The organism is bacterium (assembly GCA_028821235.1).
Classification (GTDB): Bacteria; Actinomycetota; Acidimicrobiia; order Spongiisociales; family Spongiisociaceae; genus Spongiisocius.
Map to the genome: position 1 here is coordinate 1,996 of JAPPGV010000067.1, position 21,571 is coordinate 23,566.

The following is a 21,571-nucleotide window of genomic DNA, read 5'->3' on the forward strand; positions in this document are numbered from 1 at the left end:
GTGACGAGGAAGGCCACGTCCACGACCCGCACGAGTGCGACACGCACGAGCACCATGCCGATGAGCACGAGCATGATGACCACGAGTGCGACACGCATGAGCACCACGGTGACGAGGAAGGCCACGTCCACGACCCGCACGAGTGCGACACGCACGAGCACCACGGTCACTGAGTAGTAGGCCGGTGGCCTGGGCGGAGCGATAACTCCGTCCAGGCGGACATCTTCCTGAAGAAACCAGAGGACTCGATCCTCGGGTTTCTCGCGTCCGGACCGCCGGTTCCTGCTAGCTACCTCTCGGCGTTGAGGGCCGCCATCAGGAGGCGATGTGCTCCGCCCTTGGACAGGGGTTCGTTGAAGTTGCCGCACTTGGGCGACTGGACACAGGACGGGCACCCGGAGACGCATCGGCACCGCGCGAGGGCCGCCACCGTGGCCTTCACCAATTCCTCGGCAGCCGGGTACGCCACCGGAGCGATGCCGGAGCCACCCCGGTAGCCCTCATGGACAAAGATGGTGGCCTCGCCCGTCTGCGGGTGGCGAGTGATCGAGAGGCCACCGATGTCGGAGCGATCGCAGATCGCGAACAGCGGGAGCATGGCGATCATGGTGTGCTCTGCGGCGTGAAGCGCCCCGGGCGCCTCTCGCCGGTCGATTCCGGCCCGATCCATGACCGATCCTGGCACGGTGAACCAGATTGCCTCGGTCTCGATCTGCGTCGGAGGCAGGTCCAACGGGATGGTTCGCCGGTCGTCGCGTCCGTCTCTGATCCGGTACTTGCGGCGGTAGCCCAGCACGTGAGCCGACACCCGCACCGGACCGAGGAAACTGCCCATCGCCCCCACGCCGGCCCGCTCGGAGACCCCCATCACATCGAGATCCTTCTGGACGTGTGGCTCGGTGTAGTACTCGACCCGGGCGCTCCGGGCACGGACCTCCAGCCCCGCCACGTCCAGTTCCTCCACCAGGTAGGTCCGGCCCTTGTGCAGGTAGACGGCCCCCTCATGCGCGTCCGAGAAGGCCCGTTCCCAGTCCACCTCACCTATCACCCGGCGGGTCCCGAGGTCGTAGATGGAGAACGAGCGGGAGTCGGATGACCTGATGCTCCTGCCATGGGCGGGCGATCTCCGGCCGGTCCAGAGCAGCCGGCGGTCCTCGAGACGCAGATCCCCCTCCCCGACCAGGCGGGCCCCCGACTCCCAGAGGTCATCTCCGAAGAGGGGCCGATCCCGCCAGCCGAGAGGCAACTCGTGGGCAGCGCAGCTCAGGTGGTAATCCATGACGTTCGGGTTGGTCGGGTTCACGACCGCGGCTTCGGGTGTCCGGCCGAAGAGCTCTTCGGGATGGTGGACGAAGTACTGGTCCAGAGCATCCTCTCCGGCCACCAGGACCACCAACGCCATCTCCTGTTCCCGGCCGGCCCTCCCGGCCTGCTGCCGGAACGAGGAAATGGTGCCGGGGAACGTGCACAACAGGGCCGCATCGAGACCCCCGATGTCGACACCCAGCTCGAGCGCATTGGTGGCGGAGATGCCGACCAGTTCTCCCGAGAAGAGCCGGGCCTCGATGTCCCGCCGGTCCCGGGCCGTGTAGCCCGCCCGGTAGGGAGAAATCCGGTCGGCTGCGGCGCCGAGACGGCGGGCGGCGTTGACGTGGATCAACTCGGTGGCGCGCCGGCTGCGACCGAAGGCGATGGTGTGGATGCCGCGGCGCACCAGGTCGACGTACAGATCCGTCGTCTCTGCGATGGAAGATCGGCGACCGCTCGACTCCTCATTGAGCGGCGGGTTCCATATCGCCACCATCCGTTCCCCGGCCGCGGAGTCGTCGCTGTCCACCAGCGAAACCTCCACGCCGCAAAGACGTTCGGCCAGATCCACGGGATTGCCGATGGTGGCGGAGGTCAGCACGAAGGTCGGATCGGCGCCGTAGTGAGCGGCGAGGCGGCGCAGGCGCCGGATGACATTGGCGGTGTGGCTGCCGAACATCCCTCGCAGGTAGTGCATCTCGTCGACTACCACGTGACCGAGGCGGGACAGGAAGTCCTTCCACAGGCCGTGGTTCGGAAGGATCCCGTAATGCAGCATGTCCGGGTTGGTCAGCACGACGTTGGCGCGCCTCCGGACCCGGGAGCGCTGCTCGCGTGGAAGATCGCCGTCGTAGGCGGACACCGTCATCTCCGGGAGGCTCAGGGCCTGAATCGAACCGAGCTGGTCCTGCGCCAATGCCTTGGTCGGGAAGATGAGCAGGGCGGTGCTGGTGCGATCCTCGAGCGCTCGTTCCGCGATCGGAACCTGGTAGCACAACGTCTTACCCGATGCGGTGCCGGAGGCCACGACCGTGTGGGTACCGCCCCTGATCGAGTGTATGGCCCGGGCCTGGTGGCCGTAGAGACGCTCGATGCCCTTGCCGGCGAGCCGTTCGGCGAGCGTCGGATCGAGCGGGGGATCGAGATCCCCGAAGCGGGGAGGACGGGCAGGGAAGATCCGGGCATGGACCAGGTCCCCGGGAAAGCGGTCGCTCTTCTCCCAACCCGAGACCAGGTCCCGGAAGTCAGTACTTGCCATCGGTCTCGATCCTCCTCGCAGCCGGGATGGGCCGGCTACTCGGCGCCGGCCACTACCTGACTATCGGTACGCGGCGCCGGAGTTTCAACCCCCTTGGAACGGACGTCACGTCAAACTGGGAAGTCTCTCCGGGAGCATCAGGCTGAGATCGTCCTCGGTCAGCTCGAGTATCTCATCGGCGAGATCGTTCATCTCGCGGGATACGCTGTGCCGATCCGGCGTGGCGATCACCACTCGGATTCCCACCTCCTGGGCTGATCGCAAGGCTTCCGCCAGATCCCGATCACCGGAGAAGATCACGGCCGTGTCGAATGCCCCGCGGCCGGACAGCCGGACGATGTCGGAGCACAGCATGGTGTCGACCCCACGCTGGCGGCGTTCGGGCCGGAAGGTCCACTGCTGGTCGAACTCGTCCATCACCCGGTCCGGATCGAGGTTGAGGGCAACCGCAGTGCGGGTTAGGGCATCACGGATTCCCTGCTCGAACCACGGCCGGTACTCCACGATGTGACCCAGGCGGAGCTGGATGCCCGGGGTCTGGCCGAGGGCCGAGAAGAAGCGGCGCTGACCATCCGCCAGCTCGTGGCCGCTGTCGAACCGGGCGTCGTACCAGTAGGCCCGGAGGAACCGTGCCCCCCGTTCGAAGGTCAGGTCCTGGAACCAGGAGACGACGGCCTCGCTGTCCATCCGCACGTTGCGGGGATTCTCATCAAGGGCTCGGGCGCCCTCCGCCCTCAGGAACCCGGCGTTCACGAAGCCGGCATAAGTAGGTAGCGTCATTGAACCCTCTCTCAATCGCTAATAGAAGAATAGAACAGTAGTTATCGAAGTATTACGAGGGCCTCGCCAGCCGAGAACCATGCCGCGGGGCAACTGGGCCCGGCTGGACTGCTCAGCAGCCCTCCTCAACGATAGCCACATGGCTCTCCAATGCTTAACCTTGAAGGCGATGCCTTCGATCATCTCCACGGGCCGCCTCCTGCGCGACAACCTCACCAGAGACCGGCGCCAGGTGGTGGTGGTGCTGGTCGTGTCGGCGCTCAGCCTGACCTTTCTCAACTTCGGGGCAACCAACCCGGCCTGGGTGGTGGCCGTGCTGGAGACGCTGGGGGCAGGCGGGTGGGCCGAGCGGGCTCGGGGTGCCTTCGAGGGATCGGACTCCGCCCAGCTCAACCGGTTGATCTTCTGGGGCGGTGCGCAGATCCTGGCGTACACCCTTCTCCCCGTTGCGGCCATCAAGCTGGTCCTAAAGGACCGTATCCGGAACTACGGGCTGCGGATGAAGGGCATCGGGTCGCACGGCGGCACCTACGTGATCCTGCTGGCGCTGTCGATCCCCTTCGTGGTGCTCGCCTCCTTCACGCCGGCATTCCAGGCCAAGTACCCGTTCTACGACCTGGCCCCCGGCGAAGGGCTGTGGCCCGCAATGGCGCTGTGGTGGGTTGTCTACGGGTTGCAGTTCGTGGCGCTCGAGTTCTTCTTCCGCGGCTTCATGGTGCACGGTCTCAGCGCCCGCTTCGGCTACCTGTCGGTGTTCGTGATGATGGTCCCGTACAACATGCTCCACTACAGCAAACCGGTTGCCGAGGCACTGGCGGCAATCCTGGGAGGGATCATCCTCGGATCGCTGGCGTTGCGGAGCCGCTCCATCTGGTGGGGGGTCGGCGTGCACGTCGGGGTAGCGGCCACCATGGACATGGCCGCCCTTGCCCATAAGGGCTTCCTGTGGTGAACGAGCCCGGTGGTCGACGGCCCCTGGTCTCGGCCGTGGAAGCTGTCGGGGTCGGGGTCGGCGGGGCGGCGCTGGCCTGGCTGTTCATCGCGGCCCTCCGAATGGTCCCGGCCGCGGTGGCGGGCGCTGCGGTGGGCGCGGCCGGGCTGAACGGGGCGATCAGCGGCGCGAAGGGCATCTACCAGTGGCGGCGGCCGCACGGCTGGGTGTGCTGGGCGCTGGACTCGACCTGGGGGTTGATCAGCGTGGCGGGCGGCGTGGTGCTGCACCTGGTCAACGCCCTCTACCCCTCCTCGTACTTCGACGGCATGAGCCGCCGCACCAACCGGCACGTGTACGAGGGCGGGTTCACCTTCCGGTCCCGGTTCGCCATCACCTTCGGCAACGTGGTCTCGGCCGGTGGGGGGGAAACCGGCCTGCGCGGAGACTCACCGCAGGTGGTACGGCGAAGGCGCCTCATCGATGTACACGAGGGAGCGCATGTCCTCCAGAACCGATCGTTCGGGCCCCTCTACGTTCTCGGATACGGTGCCTGGCTGGTGCTGGCGGGAGCGGCCGGGCTGCTGGTCGGGCTGGTGATGGACCGGCGCAACTGGCGGTCGGTGGTGGAGACGTTCGCCTACTACGACAACCCCTTCGAATACTGGGCCTACCGCAAGGACGGCTACTGGCCTCCCCACGGCGCCCATCCCCGCTTCGTCTGGAGGTCGGGCTCCAGGACCCACCGACGTATACTCAACAGTGATCGCCGGAACGGCGCTGACCGACCGGGCAAGCGCGACAACCACATCGATCAGTCTCCCGTGATCATCCGTGGAAAGGCGGCTCCATCCATGAGCAGTAGCAACGCGTTTATCGATCCGGGGCTCTACGAGTACATCCTGTCGACCACTCTCCGGGACGATCCGCTGCTCTCCGACCTGCGGGAGGAGACTGCGCGGATGTCGGAGGGAGGCATGCAGATCTCCGCTGATCAGGGCCAGTTCATGGCGATGCTCGTGAAGCTGATCGGAGCGAGCCGGGCCATAGAGGTGGGGGTCTTCACCGGGTACAGCAGCCTGTCCGTCGCCCGGGCGCTCTCGGATGACGGACGGCTGGTGGCTTGCGACGTCAGCGTCGAGTACACCGACATCGCCCGGCGCTATTGGGAAAGGGCCGGAGTGGCGGACAAGATCGACCTCCGGATAGGACCCGCTGTCGACACGCTCGACGGGCTGATCAGCGGAGGTGAAACCGGGACCTTCGACTTCGCCTTCATCGACGCCGACAAGGGCAACTACCCCCGCTACTACGACCGCTGCTTGCAGCTCCTGAGGAGTGGGGGTCTCGTGCTCGTCGACAACGCCCTCTGGGGAGGCCGGGTAGCGGACCCGGAGCGGACCGATGACACAACGGCCGTGATCCGTGAACTGAACGGCAAGGCTGCCCGGGACACCCGGGTCGAGGTGTCGCTCCTACCGATCGGCGATGGGATCCTCCTTGCGCGCAAGCTTTGAGCCCATCCTGCGGCACCGGAGCGGGCAGCAGCTACGTTGACGGATCGCGGGCCGCAGGATCGTGGTGGTTCTCCACTCGGGCAGCTCGTCGCACGGGTGGTCAGAACCACCAGTCCGAGCGGGCAAGCCAGCGGCTTCGTCATCGAGGTGGGTGAAGCCCCCTTCCTCGTAACGGCAGCCGAAGTGGTCGGGAAGAGCACTCAACGTCTGCTGGTGACGTTCGAGCAGGCCAACCGCATGCTCCAGGTGGAGCATCTGGGAGAGGTTGGATCGGGCCGGGCAGCCGTCTGCGCCGTCACGTCCACCAACTTCGTACCGACTCTCGGCATGGCGGGACCTGACTGGCTGCCTGGGGTTTCACAGAGGGTCTTCTCGCTCGGGTTCCCACGGGGAGTCCGGGGTCTCGGCACGGCCGCCAACATCCCGTTCGTCCTCGCGGGTACGGTGGCCGCGGTGTCGGTGGAGGACGGACCGGTCTTCTACCTCGATGGTTCGTTCAACCCCGGCATGGTCGGGGGTCCGGTGCTGTGTGCCACCCTGGACGGTGATGCGCCGGTGGTGATCGGTGTGACCCTCGGCCGCCAACCGATCGAGACGAAGGGAGCGGTGGGAATCCTGTCACCGGAGGATGACCGGGACCCCACAGTGGACACGAACGTGGTAGCGGTCCTCGGCATGCGCGCCGTCGTAGACCTGATCCGGTCGGTCAACCGGGACGAGATGCCATCGGGCTAGCGCCAGGTCAGCGTAATGTCTAGGCCCGAACCGACCCGGCGGAGGTCCTCGAGCCTCTCGGTCGGCATCGGGATGCCGTCCCGCTCCCGCTGCCCAGCCAGAATGAAGCTCCGCTCGCCCGGTACGTAGATCCTCTCTGTGCCGGGAGCGGCCTCTGAGGCATGCAGCCGTTCGATCAGCGCGTCGGCCCGTCGTGTCAACTCCTCGTGTCCGATCGAATGCTCCGGATCGATCGCCGCCACGAACAGGGCGACGCCTTGGGGCTCACCGCCCAGGAACGGATGGCCCACGTCCGGAGCGAACCTCGCGCCTCCTGCCAGGACGCCGGTGAGTATCTCGAGCATCAGTGACAGCCCGTAGCCCCGGTGTCCCCCCGCCGGAGCGAGTAGGCCGTCCACCCAGATCGAGGGATCTCTGGTCGGCCGTCCGTCCGCGGTGAAGAGGACACCTGGCGGGAGGAGTTCACCGCGGTCATGAACGAGATCCATCTCCGAGGTGGACATGGCGGTGGTCGCCGCGTCGTAAACGATCGGGTAGTGGCGGTCGGCCGGGCAGCCTATGGCGTGTGCCTGATTCCCCAGCAGCTTGGTGGTCCCGCCCGTGGGAGGGATGAGCGGAGGTCCGTTGGTGAAGGCCATCCCGATCATGCCTTCCGCCACCGCCAGCAGGGGGTAATAACCCATCGCGGCCGCGGAACTGCAATCCCGGACCACACCAACGGCGAAGCCGACCGACCGAGCCTTGGCCACGGCGCGCATCATCGCTCTCGAGGCCGCTACCTGGCCCCATGCGTTGCGTCCGTCGAGCACGAAGGTGGCGCCAGTCTCCCCGAGTACCGGCAGGTTGCCGGAAGGGGACGTACCGCCGGCCCGGATACGAGCGACGCACTGGGGCAGCTTGCTGCTGGCCCCGTGCGCATACCTTCCCCTCAGGTCGGCCCATACCATGGCGTCGGCCGTGAGGGCGGCGTCGGCAGCCGGCATGCTGTGGGCCGCCAGGACCGCGGCGGTGAAGGCTCGCAGGTCGCTCGCTTCGACAATGCCCGTCTCCTGTGCGGCGGAAGACCGGTCTCGCGTGCTCACCACGGCCATGCCAGGCCGAAGTCGCCGCAGAGTGCCCGCAGCCGTTCCAAGAGGTCGGCAGGGACCGGTACGCCTCGCGCCCGGTACTCGGATTCGAAGCCGGCCTTGCTCTCGCCCGGCACTCTCACCCGGTCGACACCCGAGCGAGGCGGGTTGGCGTGGATCTGGTCGATGAGACGGTCGACTCGGGCCAGGAACTCTTCGTAGGACAGGAAGGCCTTGGGGTCCACCGCCTGGACGTACAGGCTCACCCCCGCCGTCCTGTCCAGCTCCTGCATGCCGACGACCTCGGTGGTGGACCGGCGACCGGCGAGGATCCCGGTCAGAACCTCCCACATGGTGGCCAGGCCCCCGCCCCGGTGGCCGCCCATGGGTAGGAGGCGCAACGCCTCGAGAGCGGCCGCCGCGTCGTCCGTTTCCTCTCCCGTGTCGTCGAGAGCCACGCCCGGTGGCAGCTTCTCGCCGTGGGCCGCGGCGCTACGCATCTTCCCCATGTTGTAGGCGCTGGAGGACGAGTCGAAGATCAGCGGCGGATGGTCGCGCGTCGGCGCACCGATAGCGAAGGCCTGGTTGCCGAGAAGTACCTCGGTTCCTCCCCATGGGGGCATGAGCGGGACCGAGTTGGTGATAGCGAGGCCGACCATCCCGGCCATGACCGCTACGTAGGGGTAGTAGCCCATCGCCGAGGTGACATCGCTGTTGCGTACCACCACGGCGCCGACTCCGGCATCACGGGCCTTGTCAACAGCGATCCCCATGGCTCTGGTTCCTGCGACCACTCCCCACCCGTCGCAGGCGTCGAGCAAGGCGGTTCCGCTTGTCTCCCGCAACGGTGTCCAGTCCACAGCCAGGCTCAGCCCTCCGGCCCGGGACCTCTCCAGAATCTGGAAGATCCGGCCGAGGCCATGCCCCGGCGCGCCGCGCAGCTCGTTCCATACCATCGCGTCGGCGGTGATGGCGGCATCTTCGGGCGGCATCCCGATCGCTCGGAGCAGCGGTAACGCCATGCTACGGACCTGCTCGGGGGAGACGCGGACGGTCGGGTTCATTCCCATGGGACTCCTATCTCGGCGCCGAAGCCGGCGAGGTCGGCCACCAGGGAGGGCGGCATGGGGATTCCGTCCCGCATGCGCTCCCTGGCGACTCCCGCGCTCCGCTCACCCGGCACGTAGACCCGTTCGCCGCCGCGGGCCGGCTGGGACGAGTGCATCCTGTCCACCAGGCTGTCGACCCGATCGACGAACTCCTCGTAGGGCATCGACATCTCCGGGTTGATGGCGAGGAAGAACATGCTCACCGCCTGCGGGCGGTCGAACACTCCTGGCATGGTGACTTCGTCAAGGAAGCGCAGCGAGCCCGAAAGGACCCCGGTGAGCACCTCCCACATCACCGCCAGACCGTAGCCTCTGTGCCCACCCATCGGAACCATCATCCCCTTCAGAGCCTCGGTGGGGTCGGTGGTGGGACGGCCCGTCGCATCGAGCGCGACGCCTTCGGGCAGCTGCTCGCCTCGCTCCTCGTACTCGTGGTAGCGGACGAGGGTCATCTCGGACAGGGCCATGTCGAGGAGCACCGGGTCGTGGCGGCCGGCCGGGCTGGCGACAGCGAAGGCCTGGTTGCCCATCAGCTTGGTCGTTCCCCCCCACGGCGGCATCAGAGCGGGTGCGTTGTTGTTGGCCATGCCGATCATGCCGCGCTCGGCTGCCAGAAGGGCGAAGTACCCGAGGGATCCTGCGGAAGTCGTATTGCGCACCACCGAGACCGCAGCGCCGATCTCCCCGGCTTTGCGGATAGCGAGTTCCATGGCCCGGACGCCGGCGATCTGGCTGAAGGCGTCGCGGGCGTCGAGCAGCGTGTAGGCGCCGGTCTCCGACACGACGACCGTCCTGTCGATCGGCGACGACGCACCGGTCCTGATCCTCGTTCCGTACTGGATGATCTTGGGTGCGCCCAGCCAGGCGTGACCATGAGCGTGGGCCCACGTGATGTGGTCGCCCATCAGCCCGGCATCGTCCTCCGGCATGCCCAGGGCCCGGAACACCCGCACGGTGTAGTCCTTCAGGCGGTCAGCCGCCACGAGGACGGCGCCTTGCGGGGTCGGGCCGGCTGTGTCGCTCAACGGCGTTCCTGGAAGTCGATACCCGTCATCGCCATGTGGGTCTGGAACACCAGCGTTGCCAGGTCGAACACGGGCACGCCGAGCTTCTGGCGGAGGGCGGGGGCGAACGGAGCGAAATTGGTGCATTCGAGCACCAGCGCGCCCACGTCCGGAGAACGGGCGAGCAGGTCGTTGCCGAGTTCGAGCAATTCCGTCTCGAGTTCGTGCGGATCGACCGTCTCCCGGCCTACCAGATAGGTCTCCCAGAACGCTGCGCCGGGGGCGAAGGAGGACACCGCCACCGGATGGTCGGTCGAGGACCATCCGACCCCCTCGTAGTGGGCCTCGGTCAGGTCGTCGCGGCTCATCGTGAGGATCCCGACCTTCCGTTCGGGTCCCACGAGCCGGGAGGCATGGGGCACCTGAAGCAGGGAAGATGATAGGAACGGGACGGAGACGGCAGCCGCCACCTCCTTCTGGTAGAGGGCTAGGAACCCGCAGCTGGTGGTGATCATGCGCACGCCGTCCCGCTCCAGGCTCCTGGCGCCGTCGATGAACAGGTCGAGCAGGGCATCGTCCGGTTGCTGTACGACGCGGCGGGAGGTCGCACCCGGGACGATCCGGTACCGGACCGGAAACGGCCAGGTGGCGGCATTGCCCACGTCCCCGACCAACCGCGGGAACACCGTATCCAGCATCAGCACGCCGAGCTCGAGCCCGTATACGGTGCGTCCCCCGGCGATCATGGACGCTCCGCCGAAACTGCCGGCCGCACGGTCACCAGTCCGGCGTCTCCATCCACGTCGACCATGTCCCCCGAACGGATCGTGGTCGTCACGTCCACCTCGGGCTCGCAGACGATCGGTATCCCGCCCAGGATGGCGCCCTGGACCAGCGAGGAGTCGGGTAGCGAGTTCTGGACGATCGCAACCGGGTGGGTCCCGTGAACCTGCATCTGGTACAGGAAGCGCCATGCCCCGGCCGAGCCCACGCTGTGCGGGAGGACCAGAACGGTCCCGGCCACTCGGTGCCCCTCGATCTGGTGCGTCCGGTTCACGACCCGGCCTGTCCCGATGTCGAGGTCCCCGAGGAAGGAGATGCCCTCACTCGAGACGAGGGCCGGTCCTGAAGCCTTGCCGCGGACCACGCCTCGGGCCGCTATGCGGTACTGATCGCTCATCCCGGGGAGCCTCCTCTCGCCACCAACCGCCCGGAGGTGGCGGTCGCGACCGCGGCGGCCGTCGTGGTCAGCAGGGTCTGGCACCTGATCATGTCGCGCGTGTACTTGGCCTGCTTGGCGGAGTCCACGACCATCCTCCTGATACGCGGCTCGGGAAGCACGATGCCGGGGTCCGGCGAGGTGGTCAGCGCGAAGTGGCACGACATCGGGCACGTGTCCGTGATGACCCTGGCGCCGGCGTCCGTGAGCGTGCGGATCAGGCCTTCCCTGGCGCTCATGGCCTTGACAGCGCCGCTCGTCGTGATCCACATCTCGACGTCGGGGTGGACCGTTCGCCCGGAGAGCAGAGCGGCGTACTCCTTCATCTCCTGGAAGGAGGCGTGGGGACAGCCGATGTGGACGAAGTCGACCCGGGACCCGGGAGGAGCCGAGGAAAAGGAGGCGTACACCCGGTCGATATCGGAACCCCCGACACGTAGCTCGACCGGCGCGGGCGCACCCGCCATCGCCTGCTCCGGCGAACTGTAGGGAGGTGTGACCCCGGGGACGATGAACATGGACACCCCACCCGTCGTGGCGAGACCCGCTCCCAAAGCGTCCAGTTCGTCGAGCGTCGGGGGTCTCGCGAAGCCGGTGAACACCGGAACGCCGGTACCCACGAGCGGCCCCAGGTGATATCCCAGGCAGCTGAAGTCGGTGGTGTTGTGCAGCGACGCCTCGACCGTCACCAGGTGGGTGCCAACCCGGTTCTGGTCGAGGTGGTAGCCGAAGCGGGGGTAACGACCGGTCAAGGCTGCGTAGACGCTGAAGAAGCCGTCCCGGTTCGACCTGGCGCCCAGCACCGAGTTACAGAACACCGTCACCCCCGACTCGATCGAGGTCATGTGCATGTTCCAGGTCGGCCAGTGCCCGGCCCAGTAGGGAGTGCAGGTCATCGCGCTCACGCACCCGAGTGCCTTGTGGGCTCGTACCCCTCGCATGTGGACCCGGGCCAGCGACTCGGGAGCTCCCGTCTGCCGCCAGTTCTCCGTGTCGACGTTGGTGACGTTGGCGGTGGTCGGGACCACCACCTGTGCTCCCAGGTCCACCAACTCCTCGAGCAACTCGACGTCCTGCGCGTACATGGCCATGCCCGGATGCACGTGGGCGTATCCGATCGAGACCATGTCCTCGGCTCCGAAGGCCTCCCCCAACTGGACGAGTCCCTCCATCGCCCGGCGCCGGGCTTCTCCCTGCTTCCCGTCCAGCATCTGGAGGTCTTCGTACGTCAGCTTCACCCAGGCCGCCCTGGTTTAGGAACTCGAACTCGGATCATGATATCGGGCTTCGTAAACCCTGATTATTCCTGTTCCCAGCACACCGACGTGGATCAGGCCACTTCAACCACATCATTCGCAGGCGGCCACCCTTCACCCGGCTGTTGACTCCACACCCGGCGGGAAACGGGGCTGTCGATTGGCTATGACCCCAGGTCAGGATCATGGAACAACCACCTCCGTCACCCGGACAAACCCCCACCATGAATGATCGGGGTTCAGGTTGATAGGCTCGGGCTCTCGAGTCTGAAGGGCCGGACCGGTGACCGGAGGTAGGGGATGGCGATCGTGAAGGGCGGCCGCACCGTCTACGGGCACGACATCGGGATCCTCATGCTCGACACGACGTGCCCCAGGCCGGTAGGCGATGTGGGAAACGCCCGGACCTGGCCTTTCCCGGTGCTCTACAAGGTCGTGCAGGGCGCGGACACCAGCCGGATCATGGGCTCGGAGCCCGATCCGACCCTCCTGGCTCCATTTATAGAGGGGGCTCAGGAGTTGGAGGCGATGGGTGTGAAGGCGATCACGACCAGTTGCGGGTTCCTGTCGGTCTTCCAACGGGAGATGCAGGCTCGAGTCGGCGTTCCCATGATCACCTCGGCGCTACTCCAGGTGCCCCTGGCGGCCCGGCTGGTAGGACCGGGTCGCAAGGTGGGGATCCTCACCGAACGGCCGCACTTGACGGATCGCCACTTCCTCGGGATGGGATGGTTGCCTGAGGAGTACGACATCGTGGTCAGTTCGATGCCGGATGATGCGGTCTTCCCACAGGTTTACATCGACCAAGCCGTGGTTGCCGATGCCGGCGTCCTGGAGGCCGAACTGGTGGCGTTGGCACGCCGCCAGGTGGACGAGCATTCCGAAGTGGGCGCCATCGTGCTCGAGTGCACCAACTTCGTCCCTTGGGGAAAGGCCATGAGGCAAGCAACCGGACGGCCGATCTTCGACCTTTACTCCCTGGTTACCTCGGTCCATCAGTCCGTGGTGGGAAGGGGTCTCGGTAGCGTGGTCTGAGCAAGACGGTCAGATCGGCCACGTTGTCGATGTCCTCGAGTCGGTCCATCGCCGCAACCAGCTCCGCAAGCACATCGGATCCGAGGACATCCGTTCCGCCGACCGTCAGCCAGTCGAGCCAATCGGTGGGATCGAAGGCATGGTCGTGTCCCTCTGCTACCAGATGCCGTCCGTCACTGGTATCGATTTCGACCCGTGCGTAGCGGATGGGATGGCCCTTCTCGAGCACCACGTTGATCCGGTCGCAGAGCTCTATCAGATCAGGGCGCGTGTAGTCCATGACGAGTTCGGGGTCCAGCCGTCCGGTCGCGAGGACGGTGGCGATGGCCAGCACCGACGAGCTGCGGGCCGCCGCCTCGCTCCGGAAGGGTGGATGCATGTGACCGGTGACGAAGTGCTCCCGCTCCGCGGGTAGGAACAGCGTCACGGAGCGGGTGTTCGCGGCAGCCAAGGCGTGGTCGTGGACCAGCCTGGCGGTCAATTCGATCGGCACGATGTTCAGCCCCGTACCGGGGTAACGCTTAGTGGTGGCGTTCATGATCTCGAAGTCCGTGCCGAGGGTGTCGAGCGAGTCGTCCAGGGAGGCCGGTACTGCCGTGAAGAACGTGTTCCAGAACCCGAACCGCCCCTCCATTACCGCCAAAGCCGCTTGGCCGCCATGGTCTGCAGCCAGAGCGGCCATCAGCCCGTTGCGGGCCACCAGGCCGTAGTAGTGGGTCACGAAATCGCCCTCGCTCAGACCCATGCCGGAATGCGCCGCGTAGCCGAGCGCGTGCGCGGTCCGGTGTTCTGACAGTCCGAGCAGGCGGGCCACGGCGGCGGCGCCCCCGAACGGCCCGAAGGGGATGGTCGGCCTTCTCGGCGCCCTGGCCGAAGCCATCCCGGCGGGGTTTCCCAGCTTGCCGATCACGTCGTAGGCCGCGATGAGGGCGGTGAGCAACTCCCTGCCGGATCGGCGCCGTTCCTCTGCGACCGCGAGCGCCGGGGGGAGGGTCACGAGGGCGGCGTGAACACCGGCCGGGAAGAGCACGTCGTCGAGGAAGTCGGAGCGCATCAGGGTCGTGTTGGCGAAGGCCGCCTCCATCGGAGCCGTCCGGCTTCGCCTTCCGATGATCGTGGCAGACCCCTCGTGGCCGAACGACTCGGCGATCCTGACCGCCTGCCGGCCCTCCTGAGTGCTCAGACCCCGCAGGGCGAGCCCGAGGTGATGAACGATGTGCTCCTTCATCTTGTCCACGACCGGCCGGGGAATGGCCTCGTAGCGGAGCCCGACCACATGGGCGGCGAGCCGCTCGGTCTGGGTGGGGTAGGGCACCGGTGCGAAGTCGCGGCCGCTTCTCTCCGGTTGGCCTCGGCCCGGCGCGCCCGTCCCCATCGCCCCTACCACCTGATCTCACATGTCGATATCGGGTCTCGATGCTAGCCTCGCTCGAGGACCGCCTCCCCGGGACATGCCGATGGACCTGGCCAGATCTCAGCGCCTCGACGCCCTACCCCCGTATGTCTACGTCGAGATACACCGCCTTGTGGCGGAGGCCCGCCGCGCCGGACGGGACGTGATAGACATGGGGAAAGGCGACCCCGACACCCCGACCCCGTCCCACGTGGTGGCTGCACTCCATGACGCGGCGCAGGATCCGGTGAACCACCAGTATCCCCTCGGCCTGGCGCGCGGGTTGCCGGAGTTCCGCGCCGCCATCTCCGCCTGGTACAGGCGCAGGTTCGATGTTCGGGTCGATCCCGAAACCGAGGTGCTGCCGTTGATGGGCAGCAAGGAGGGAAACCTCCACTTCTGCTTGGGCGCCCTCGACCCGGGCGACTTGGTACTGGTTCCCGATCCGGCCTTTCCCGCCTACGAAGCCGCCGCCATCCTGGCGGGCGCTGAGGTACGGAAGGTGCCGCTACTTGTCGAGAACGGTTTCCTGATCGACTTCGACTCGATCCCTCGAGATGTCGCGGCCCGGGCAAGGGCCATCTGGATGTCCTATCCGAACAATCCGACCGCGGTGGTGGCGCCGGTCGAGTTCTACGAGAAGGCCGTGGACTTCGCTCAGCGGACTAACACGATCCTGGTGAGCGACAACCCCTACGCCGACATCACGTTCGGTGGCGAGCCGGCCCCCAGCGTCCTCACGGTCGACGGCGCGAAGGACGTCGCCGTCGAGTTCAACAGCCTGTCCAAGTCATACAACATGACCGGTTGGCGTAGCGGGATGGTGGTGGGGAACCCCGACGTCGTCGGTGCGGTGCGGAGCATGAAACTCAACACCGACGCGGGACTCTTCGGCGCCGTCCAGATAGCATCGATCGCCGCCCTCGAGACCCCCGACCACGTACTGAGCGCCCAGATGGACACATACCGGCGCCGCCGCGACCGGGTCGTGACGGCCCTCCGCCGGATAGGCCTGGCCGTGGAGCCGCCCCAAGGGACCTTCTACGTGTGGGCACCCCTACCCGAGGGGACCAGCAGTATGCGGTTCTTCACCCGACTGCTGGAAGAGACCGCGGTGGTTGCCATCCCGGGGATCGGCTACGGGCGGTACGGCGAGGGTTACGTGAGGTTCTCCCTGACCGTTCCCGACGCCCGCCTGGATGAGGCCATGGACCGCGTCGAAGCCGCTGACGGGCTTCTCCCTGACCGCCTTCCCAGGGACAACTGACTGCTGAACGAATTCCGGTTGCAGCCCGGGCTGGTAGAGGTGCCCGCGGGTGAGAACCCGGTTGGGGCAGGTCCGGGACCGGTCAGTTCCTGCGTTGGCCGAAGCGTCGGCCCAGGTACTCCGAGGCGATCCGCACCCGCTGGATGTTGGTCGTACCCCCTGCCAGCGCCCAGCCGTGAGCGTCGCGGTGGAGGCGCTCCATGTCGAACTCCACGGAGTAGCCGTAGCCGCCGTGTAGCTGGATGCCTAGATCCGAGACGCGCTTGGCCATCTCGTTGGCGAAGCACTTGGCCACCGACGCCTCCAGGGCCGGTGGTGATCCCCGCCCGGCCGAGACAGCCGCCCTATGGATGAGCAGGCGCGCCGCCTCCACCTGCATGACCATGTCGGCGATGGTTGCCTGCACGAGCTGGAACTCTGCTATCGGGCGTCCGAACTGGCGACGTTCCTGTACGTAGCGGGCGGAGCGGTCCAGAGCCGTCTGACCGATGGCGAGGGCCATCGTGGCGTTGCCGAGCCGCTCGATGGAGAACGCGGTGAACAGCTGCGAGAAGCCGCCTTTGCCCACCAGCAGGTTCTCACGGGGAATCCGCACCTCGTTGAAGAACATGTCGGCCGAACCGATGCCGCGGAAGCCCATCAGCCGTTCCTGCGGTCCGAACTCGAGACCGGGGGTGTCCCCGTCGACGACCACGGCGCCGATCCCCCGCGAGCCAAGTTCCTCCCCGAGGCGCACGTAGACCAGATACTGCTCCGAGTATCCGGCCCCCGAGCACCATCGCTTCATGCCGTCGATCACGATCTCGTCGCCGTCCACCCGCGCCCGGGTGGACATGTCGGTGGCGGCCGAGCCGGCATCCGGCTCGGAGATCGAGACCGCTACGGTGCTCTCGCCGCTGCAGACCGCCGGAAGCCAGCGGCGCTTCTGCTCGTCATTTCCGAACATGTCTATCACGCGGGCGGGACCGGTGGTGGCTTCGAAGACCGGCCAGGCGGCCACCTGGGTTGCCTTGGCCAACTCTTCGATGACGATGAGGGCGTCGATCAAAGGCCGGCCCATCCCGCCGTACTCCTCGGGAAGGGTGATACCGAGGAGTCCGAGTTCGCCGAGGCGCTTCCGCTCTTCGCGGGGGAGATGGATGCCGGCCGCGTCCCATTCCTGGGCGCGGGGCGCGTACACATCGCGCGCCAGGTCAGCTGCCAGGGAGCGGAGTTGGAGTTGCTCCTCGGTCAGGGCGAAAGGGCTCTGTCGAACCGGTAATTCCATGTCCACCCCACGGTTCGGCGGCAGTCATACGGCTGGCATCGATTGACACAACGTTAGCCGCATCGGTAACGTATCCCGATATCGGTTCGCGAGTTCAAGGAGACTTTCTCCGGTGACGGGTTCCGGGCTCACGCCCCTCGGACGGGACATCTTCTTCGAGTACCTGGTCAGCCACGATGTCCGCTACATCTTCGGCAATCCGGGAACCACCGAACTCCCCCTCGTCGACGGGTGCAACGACTACCCGTCCATCGAGTATGTCCTGTCCCTCCACGAGGACGTTGCGGTGGCCCAAGCCACCGGCTACGCGCGGGCATCGGGCAAGGTCGGGGTCGTGAACCTCCATGTCACGCCGGGCGTCGCCCACGGCCTCGGCAACCTCTACAACGCCCACCGGGCCCGGGTCCCGCTCCTGGTGACCGCAGGCCAGCACCACACGGGCTTACGGGTCCAGGACCCGATACTCAGTTCGGACCTTCTCTCCATGGTCGGGCAGTTCACCAAGTGGTCGTACGACGTTCGCTTCCTCGAAGAGCTTCCCATGGTCATGCATAAGGCCTTCAGGGAACTTGCCACCCCGCCGTTCGCGCCGGTCTTCGTTTCGATGCCGCCGGACGTTCTGCTCGAGAAGCATGACGGCTTCGGGCCGGCGCGGGTCACCGAGCCGACACGTTCGCTTGCGGGCGACCAGGCAATCCAGGAAGCCGTTCGGGTGCTGGCATCCGCCGAGCAGCCGATGATCGTGGCCGGCGACGGAGTGGGCCTCGCCCACGGCTGGGATGAACTGGTCGCCATTGCCGAGGCTCTCGGCGCCCGTGTGTACACAGAGGGTTATGCAACACTCTGGAACTTCCCCTCCCGGCACCCCCTGTATCTAGGACCCATGCCCAACCTGGCGGCCGACATGCGAGCCCACTTCGCTCGAGCCGACGTGGCGCTCCTGTGCGGAGTGACCTCGCCGGCGCCGGTCTCCCGTTACGACGACGGTGGCCCCTTGATCCCGTTCCATGTGCAGACGGTGGCAATGGACGACAGCCCGAGCGAGATCGGGAAGAACCACCCCGCCTCGGCGGCGCTGCTCGGCGACGTCGGAGCAAACCTGCGGTCTCTGCGCACTGCTCTCGAGGGAGCTCCATTCGATCGGGCAGTCGCTACCCGGAGGGGCCGAAGGGTGAGCGATGAGGCCACGAAGCGGCGCTCGGCTTGGGACCGGAAGACACAGGAAGCGGCTGTGGACGGAAGGCTGACCGCCGGCGGGGTCTCCGCGGCCATCCGGGACAGTATGCCGGCCGGCGGGATACTCGTGGACGAGACGATATCGAACCGGCCCTGGTTCGTGAACACCCTCGAGTTTCCCGACCCCCTCTCGTACTTCGGCGCCAACGGGATATCCCTCGGGTACTCGGTCGGGGCCGCGGCAGGCTTACAGGTGGCACGGACCGATCGGAAGGTCGTGGTGGCGGTGGGTGACGGGTCGTTCCTCTACTACCCGCACGCGCTATGGAACCTGGCGAACCGGAACTTGCCGGTGCTCGTCGTAATCCTGAACAATGGTGGCTACCGGGTTCTCGAACTGATAGTGAACCGTATGGGCGGACCCTGGAGCGAAGCCGGGTCGGATCTGCCCGGCCTCGACATCCAAGGCCCGGACGTGGACTTCGTGACGCTGGCCGCTTCGTTGGGGATTCCGGCGGAGAGGGTGGACACGCCGCGAGGCCTGGGACGGGCTATGAAACGGGGAATGGAAGCCTCGACACCCTACGTTGTCGACGTGGTTCTGGACCGTCCCGATGGTGGTACGTCGACAGAAGGCGCCGACTAGGCAAAGGGCTTCGTTGTGGCAATCCTGTCAGACCAGGGCGGCCACGTCGATCAGGCCCGGCCAGAGTAGCTCGGCGCCCTCGCTGCCGCAGCCGCTGCCTCCGCAGTCGCAATGGTGCACGTCTATTGCGTACTCGGGAACGAAATGCCGGCGAGCAGCCTCGATGGCTTGGTCCTCGGTCCAACCCCAGGTTTCCCACTGCGGCCGGGCCTCCTCGGCGATCTTCTCGGGGTCGCCCAGGTGCCAGTACATCGTGTAACGGTCCTGCACCCCCACCCCCATCGCCTCGGCAACCAGCGATATCCACTCGCGGATGGCCATCTTCTTGGTGGACAGCTTCGACCACTCCATCTGGCACTTGTGGTAGGGGGTGACGAGGGTGTCGGCACCGGCGGCCTCCAACTGGTCCTCCAGTTCCTTGATGGCGCCCTGGAAGGTCTCGGTATCGGCTTTGTTGAGGACGCCCACGGCCTTGGGGCCTTCGAGGTCGCACGGTGTTCCGGCGGACGGAGGCTCGACGAAACCGGCGAACTCGACACCCGGGACCATCTCGAAGATCCGCAGGATCGCGGCGGTGTCGATGTCGGCCTGCGCATGGTCGTGGTGGGCCTCCAATAGCACCCGCGTTCTCACGTCTCGCACCCACGGGACATCGTCGCCCCGCGCTTGGAGCAGATCGGCCAGGAACTTGGTGATATGCACCACCGCGAACGGAGGATCCTGCTGCGAGCTGATGGTGTCGAGGTACTGGCGCATGCACGCGCCGCACCACTGGACCGCCACCTTCGGACGGTACGACATGAAGCGCCGGTAGGACTTGCCGGATATGCGGTCGGCGGCCGCACCGTCCTTGCCCATCTTCTCGAACGGACGGCCGCAACAGAATTGGCGGCCGGTGACCGCGAAGTAGTCAACGCCCAGCACATCGAGGACGTTGGCCGCCTCCTGCATGAGGTGTGGCGTGTGCTGCACAGCGCACCCGTAGGCGAGCAGGGCGTCGTAGGGACGGTCGGGCTCAACCCATCTTTCGGTCCACTTGAGGTCGTCGCGGGCGACTAGGAGCGACTTGCTCTCGGCCATGGCCGTGTAGTAGCCCTTTACGTCAAACTTCGTCTTGTCGATCACGAGCTGTCTCCATCCGCCACGCTACCTTATATTATCCGATATCGGTATCCGATTTCGCCTCGAGAATCGGTCAGGAGGGCCTGCCGAGGCTTCCCTCCCTGAGCGACGGACCTGCCCGGAGGGCTTGTGACCGCCACCCGACCCGTACGGAGCATGCGCGAGGGAGAACTTATCGTCCTCCTGTCCTTCGCGATGGCCCTCTCAGCGCTTGGTGTGGGCCTCATCCTGCCCGCGTTCGAAGAGATGCGGCAGGTCCTCGGGCTGGCCGAGGACTCGAACCGCCTCGCTCGGGCGATCACCGCCTACATTCTCGGCCTGTCCGTCGGAACGCTGGTCTACGGACCCATGTCCGACAGGTTCGGCAGGAAACCTGCGCTCCGGCTGGGGTTCTCGCTCTACGCGGCCGGCGCCGCCGGATCGATGCTCGCCGTGGCCGTGGGCTCGGTGTCACTGCTCCTGGCAACCCAGGCACTGTGGGGCGTGGGGGCCGCCGGACCCCGCATCGTGGCGCTGGCGATAGTGCGCGACCTCTACGACGGTGACCGTATGGCGAGGATCATGTCGTCGGTGTTCGCAGTCTTCACCATCGTTCCCATCCTCGCTCCGGTAGCGGGCGCCACCGTCGTGGGTATTGCTTCCTGGCGAGGTGTCTACTGGCTGGCCGTGGGGCTCGCGGCCGTGGTCGCGCTGTGGACCACCCGCCTGCGAGAGACGCGGCTGGCAACGACATCGGCCGGGTTGTCGACCTTCCGCCTGGGTCCCTCCGTATTCCGGGTCCTGCGTAACCGTAAGGCCGTCTTTTACACCTTGGCCATGACGCTCAGCTTCGGCGCCTTCTTCTCCTACATTGCGACCTCCGAACTCGTCTTCTCCGACGCATACGGCCGGGGTCATCTGTTCCCGTGGATCTACGGCGGCATAACGGCGATGATGGCGGTTGCGATGATCGCCAACGCCAAGCTGGTCGAGACCCTGACAACCCGACGAGTGGTGGTGGGAACCCTCGTGATCTACCTGGGGGGCGCCGCCGTGTTGGCGATCGGAACATGGGTGGCGGGCGGTATTCCTGCCCTGGCCTTCTTCCTGGTGTGCCTCTCGGTGATCGCAGCCATGCATGGCCTGGTCATAACCAACCTGAACAGCCTCGCCCTGGACCCGATGGCCGACCAGGCCGGGACAGCGGGCTCGATCATCGGGGCTGTCTCGACCGGAGGCGGAGCGCTGATCGGCTCGCTCATCGATCGGGCGTATGACGGTACGGTGCTCCCCCTGTCCATCGGCTTCCTGGCGGCGCCCGCCGTTGCCCTCGGCCTCTGCCTGGTGGCCGGCCGGGGGGAGGAGGGAGCGCCCGACCGGCCACCAGCGGCCTAGTGGTCCTGTGGTCCTGTGGTCTGTCTGTGGAACGGCGGTGTGGTATGGCGTCGGCAGCGGCGTTCCTCGCAAGGCCCGCTGACGAAGGCGTACCCGCAGCGGTACGT

General features: G+C 66.7%; 18 protein-coding genes. 7 read left to right on the forward strand and 11 right to left on the reverse strand.

Features of this window, described 5'->3' with window-relative positions; genetic code table 11:
* Positions 1-289 precede the first annotated feature (289 nt).
* Both OXK16_07045 and OXK16_07050 read right to left on the reverse strand, forming a co-directional pair.
* Positions 290-2,566: a DEAD/DEAH box helicase gene (locus OXK16_07045; protein MDE0375702.1), complete on the reverse strand. Its 2,277-nt coding sequence runs from the start codon at positions 2,564-2,566 to the stop codon at positions 290-292.
* Positions 2,567-2,671: 105 nt separating this feature from the next.
* Complete coding sequence (locus tag OXK16_07050) at positions 2,672-3,346, reverse strand: NYN domain-containing protein (GenBank protein MDE0375703.1); 675 nt, start codon at positions 3,344-3,346, stop codon at positions 2,672-2,674.
* A 169-nt stretch (positions 3,347-3,515) separates the two neighbouring features.
* Between OXK16_07050 and OXK16_07055 the strand changes: the two genes are divergently transcribed.
* From OXK16_07055 to OXK16_07065, 3 genes are all read left to right on the forward strand, one after another.
* On the forward strand, positions 3,516-4,298 hold the full coding sequence (locus OXK16_07055; GenBank protein ID MDE0375704.1) for a CPBP family intramembrane metalloprotease: 783 nt from the start codon (positions 3,516-3,518) through the stop codon (positions 4,296-4,298).
* 833 nt (positions 4,299-5,131) lie between these two features.
* A complete protein-coding gene (locus tag OXK16_07060) occupies positions 5,132-5,794 on the forward strand; it encodes a class I SAM-dependent methyltransferase (protein MDE0375705.1) in 663 nt (220 codons plus the stop codon).
* Between the two features lie 96 nt (positions 5,795-5,890).
* Positions 5,891-6,529, forward strand: coding sequence for a hypothetical protein (locus OXK16_07065; GenBank protein MDE0375706.1), 639 nt, complete (start codon positions 5,891-5,893; stop codon positions 6,527-6,529).
* Here the strand turns inward: OXK16_07065 and OXK16_07070 are convergent.
* From OXK16_07070 to OXK16_07095, 6 genes are read right to left on the reverse strand one after another with little or no spacing between them, the layout of a single operon-like run.
* Entirely contained in the window at positions 6,526-7,611 is a 1,086-nt protein-coding gene (locus OXK16_07070) for an Ldh family oxidoreductase (GenBank protein MDE0375707.1), read from the reverse strand. The genes OXK16_07065 and OXK16_07070 overlap by 4 nt on opposite strands.
* Positions 7,608-8,660: an Ldh family oxidoreductase gene (locus OXK16_07075; protein ID MDE0375708.1), complete on the reverse strand. Its 1,053-nt coding sequence runs from the start codon at positions 8,658-8,660 to the stop codon at positions 7,608-7,610. The genes OXK16_07070 and OXK16_07075 overlap by 4 nt, the downstream gene beginning before the upstream one ends.
* A complete protein-coding gene (locus OXK16_07080) occupies positions 8,657-9,730 on the reverse strand; it encodes an Ldh family oxidoreductase (GenBank protein MDE0375709.1) in 1,074 nt (357 codons plus the stop codon). Before OXK16_07080 ends, OXK16_07075 begins: the two co-directional genes overlap by 4 nt.
* Positions 9,727-10,455, reverse strand: coding sequence for an aspartate/glutamate racemase family protein (locus tag OXK16_07085; GenBank protein MDE0375710.1), 729 nt, complete (start codon positions 10,453-10,455; stop codon positions 9,727-9,729). Before OXK16_07085 ends, OXK16_07080 begins: the two co-directional genes overlap by 4 nt.
* A complete protein-coding gene (locus tag OXK16_07090) occupies positions 10,452-10,889 on the reverse strand; it encodes a DUF126 domain-containing protein (protein ID MDE0375711.1) in 438 nt (145 codons plus the stop codon). The genes OXK16_07085 and OXK16_07090 overlap by 4 nt, the downstream gene beginning before the upstream one ends.
* Positions 10,886-12,166, reverse strand: a complete 1,281-nt coding sequence (locus tag OXK16_07095; protein MDE0375712.1) for an aconitase X catalytic domain-containing protein — start codon at positions 12,164-12,166, stop codon at positions 10,886-10,888. The genes OXK16_07090 and OXK16_07095 overlap by 4 nt, the downstream gene beginning before the upstream one ends.
* A 318-nt stretch (positions 12,167-12,484) precedes the next feature.
* Between OXK16_07095 and OXK16_07100 the strand changes: the two genes are divergently transcribed.
* Complete coding sequence (locus OXK16_07100) at positions 12,485-13,219, forward strand: aspartate/glutamate racemase family protein (protein ID MDE0375713.1); 735 nt, start codon at positions 12,485-12,487, stop codon at positions 13,217-13,219.
* Here the strand turns inward: OXK16_07100 and OXK16_07105 are convergent.
* Positions 13,167-14,594 carry an MmgE/PrpD family protein gene (locus OXK16_07105; protein MDE0375714.1) on the reverse strand — a complete coding sequence of 476 codons (1,428 nt, stop codon included), beginning with the start codon at positions 14,592-14,594 and terminating at the stop codon, positions 13,167-13,169. The genes OXK16_07100 and OXK16_07105 overlap by 53 nt on opposite strands.
* 82 nt (positions 14,595-14,676) lie before the next feature.
* Between OXK16_07105 and OXK16_07110 the strand changes: the two genes are divergently transcribed.
* The gene (locus tag OXK16_07110; GenBank protein MDE0375715.1) at positions 14,677-15,879 is read left to right on the forward strand and encodes an LL-diaminopimelate aminotransferase; all 1,203 of its coding nucleotides are present in this window, start codon (positions 14,677-14,679) and stop codon (positions 15,877-15,879) included.
* Between the two features lie 82 nt (positions 15,880-15,961).
* On the opposite strand, the gene OXK16_07115 is transcribed toward OXK16_07110, so the two are convergent.
* Positions 15,962-17,146 carry an acyl-CoA dehydrogenase family protein gene (locus tag OXK16_07115; protein ID MDE0375716.1) on the reverse strand — a complete coding sequence of 395 codons (1,185 nt, stop codon included), beginning with the start codon at positions 17,144-17,146 and terminating at the stop codon, positions 15,962-15,964.
* Positions 17,147-17,258: 112 nt separating this feature from the next.
* On the opposite strand from OXK16_07115, the gene OXK16_07120 reads away from it, so the two are divergent.
* Positions 17,259-18,968: a thiamine pyrophosphate-binding protein gene (locus tag OXK16_07120; GenBank protein ID MDE0375717.1), complete on the forward strand. Its 1,710-nt coding sequence runs from the start codon at positions 17,259-17,261 to the stop codon at positions 18,966-18,968.
* A gap of 27 nt (positions 18,969-18,995) precedes the next feature.
* Here OXK16_07120 and OXK16_07125 read toward each other — a convergent pair whose 3' ends face one another.
* Positions 18,996-20,093, reverse strand: a complete 1,098-nt coding sequence (locus tag OXK16_07125; protein ID MDE0375718.1) for a heterodisulfide reductase-related iron-sulfur binding cluster — start codon at positions 20,091-20,093, stop codon at positions 18,996-18,998.
* Positions 20,094-20,219: 126 nt separating this feature from the next.
* Between OXK16_07125 and OXK16_07130 the strand changes: the two genes are divergently transcribed.
* Positions 20,220-21,464 (forward strand): MFS transporter, encoded by a 1,245-nt coding sequence (locus OXK16_07130; protein ID MDE0375719.1) that lies wholly within the window; start codon positions 20,220-20,222, stop codon positions 21,462-21,464.
* The last annotated feature ends 107 nt before the right edge of the window (positions 21,465-21,571 follow it).

Bases quoted from the DNA above. Each gene is read 5' to 3' on its own strand.
- OXK16_07045 (MDE0375702.1), bottom strand. From the start codon at position 2,566: ATGGCAAGTACTGACTTCCGGGACCTGGTCTCGGGTTGGGAGAAGAGC.
- OXK16_07050 (MDE0375703.1), bottom strand. From the start codon at position 3,346: ATGACGCTACCTACTTATGCCGGCTTCGTGAACGCCGGGTTCCTGAGG.
- OXK16_07055 (MDE0375704.1), top strand. From the start codon at position 3,516: ATGCCTTCGATCATCTCCACGGGCCGCCTCCTGCGCGACAACCTCACC.
- OXK16_07060 (MDE0375705.1), top strand. From the start codon at position 5,132: ATGAGCAGTAGCAACGCGTTTATCGATCCGGGGCTCTACGAGTACATC.
- OXK16_07075 (MDE0375708.1), bottom strand. From the start codon at position 8,660: ATGAACCCGACCGTCCGCGTCTCCCCCGAGCAGGTCCGTAGCATGGCG.
- OXK16_07085 (MDE0375710.1), bottom strand. From the start codon at position 10,455: ATGATCGCCGGGGGACGCACCGTATACGGGCTCGAGCTCGGCGTGCTG.
- OXK16_07090 (MDE0375711.1), bottom strand. From the start codon at position 10,889: ATGAGCGATCAGTACCGCATAGCGGCCCGAGGCGTGGTCCGCGGCAAG.
- OXK16_07100 (MDE0375713.1), top strand. From the start codon at position 12,485: ATGGCGATCGTGAAGGGCGGCCGCACCGTCTACGGGCACGACATCGGG.
- OXK16_07105 (MDE0375714.1), bottom strand. From the start codon at position 14,594: ATGGGGACGGGCGCGCCGGGCCGAGGCCAACCGGAGAGAAGCGGCCGC.
- OXK16_07110 (MDE0375715.1), top strand. From the start codon at position 14,677: ATGGACCTGGCCAGATCTCAGCGCCTCGACGCCCTACCCCCGTATGTC.
- OXK16_07115 (MDE0375716.1), bottom strand. From the start codon at position 17,146: ATGGAATTACCGGTTCGACAGAGCCCTTTCGCCCTGACCGAGGAGCAA.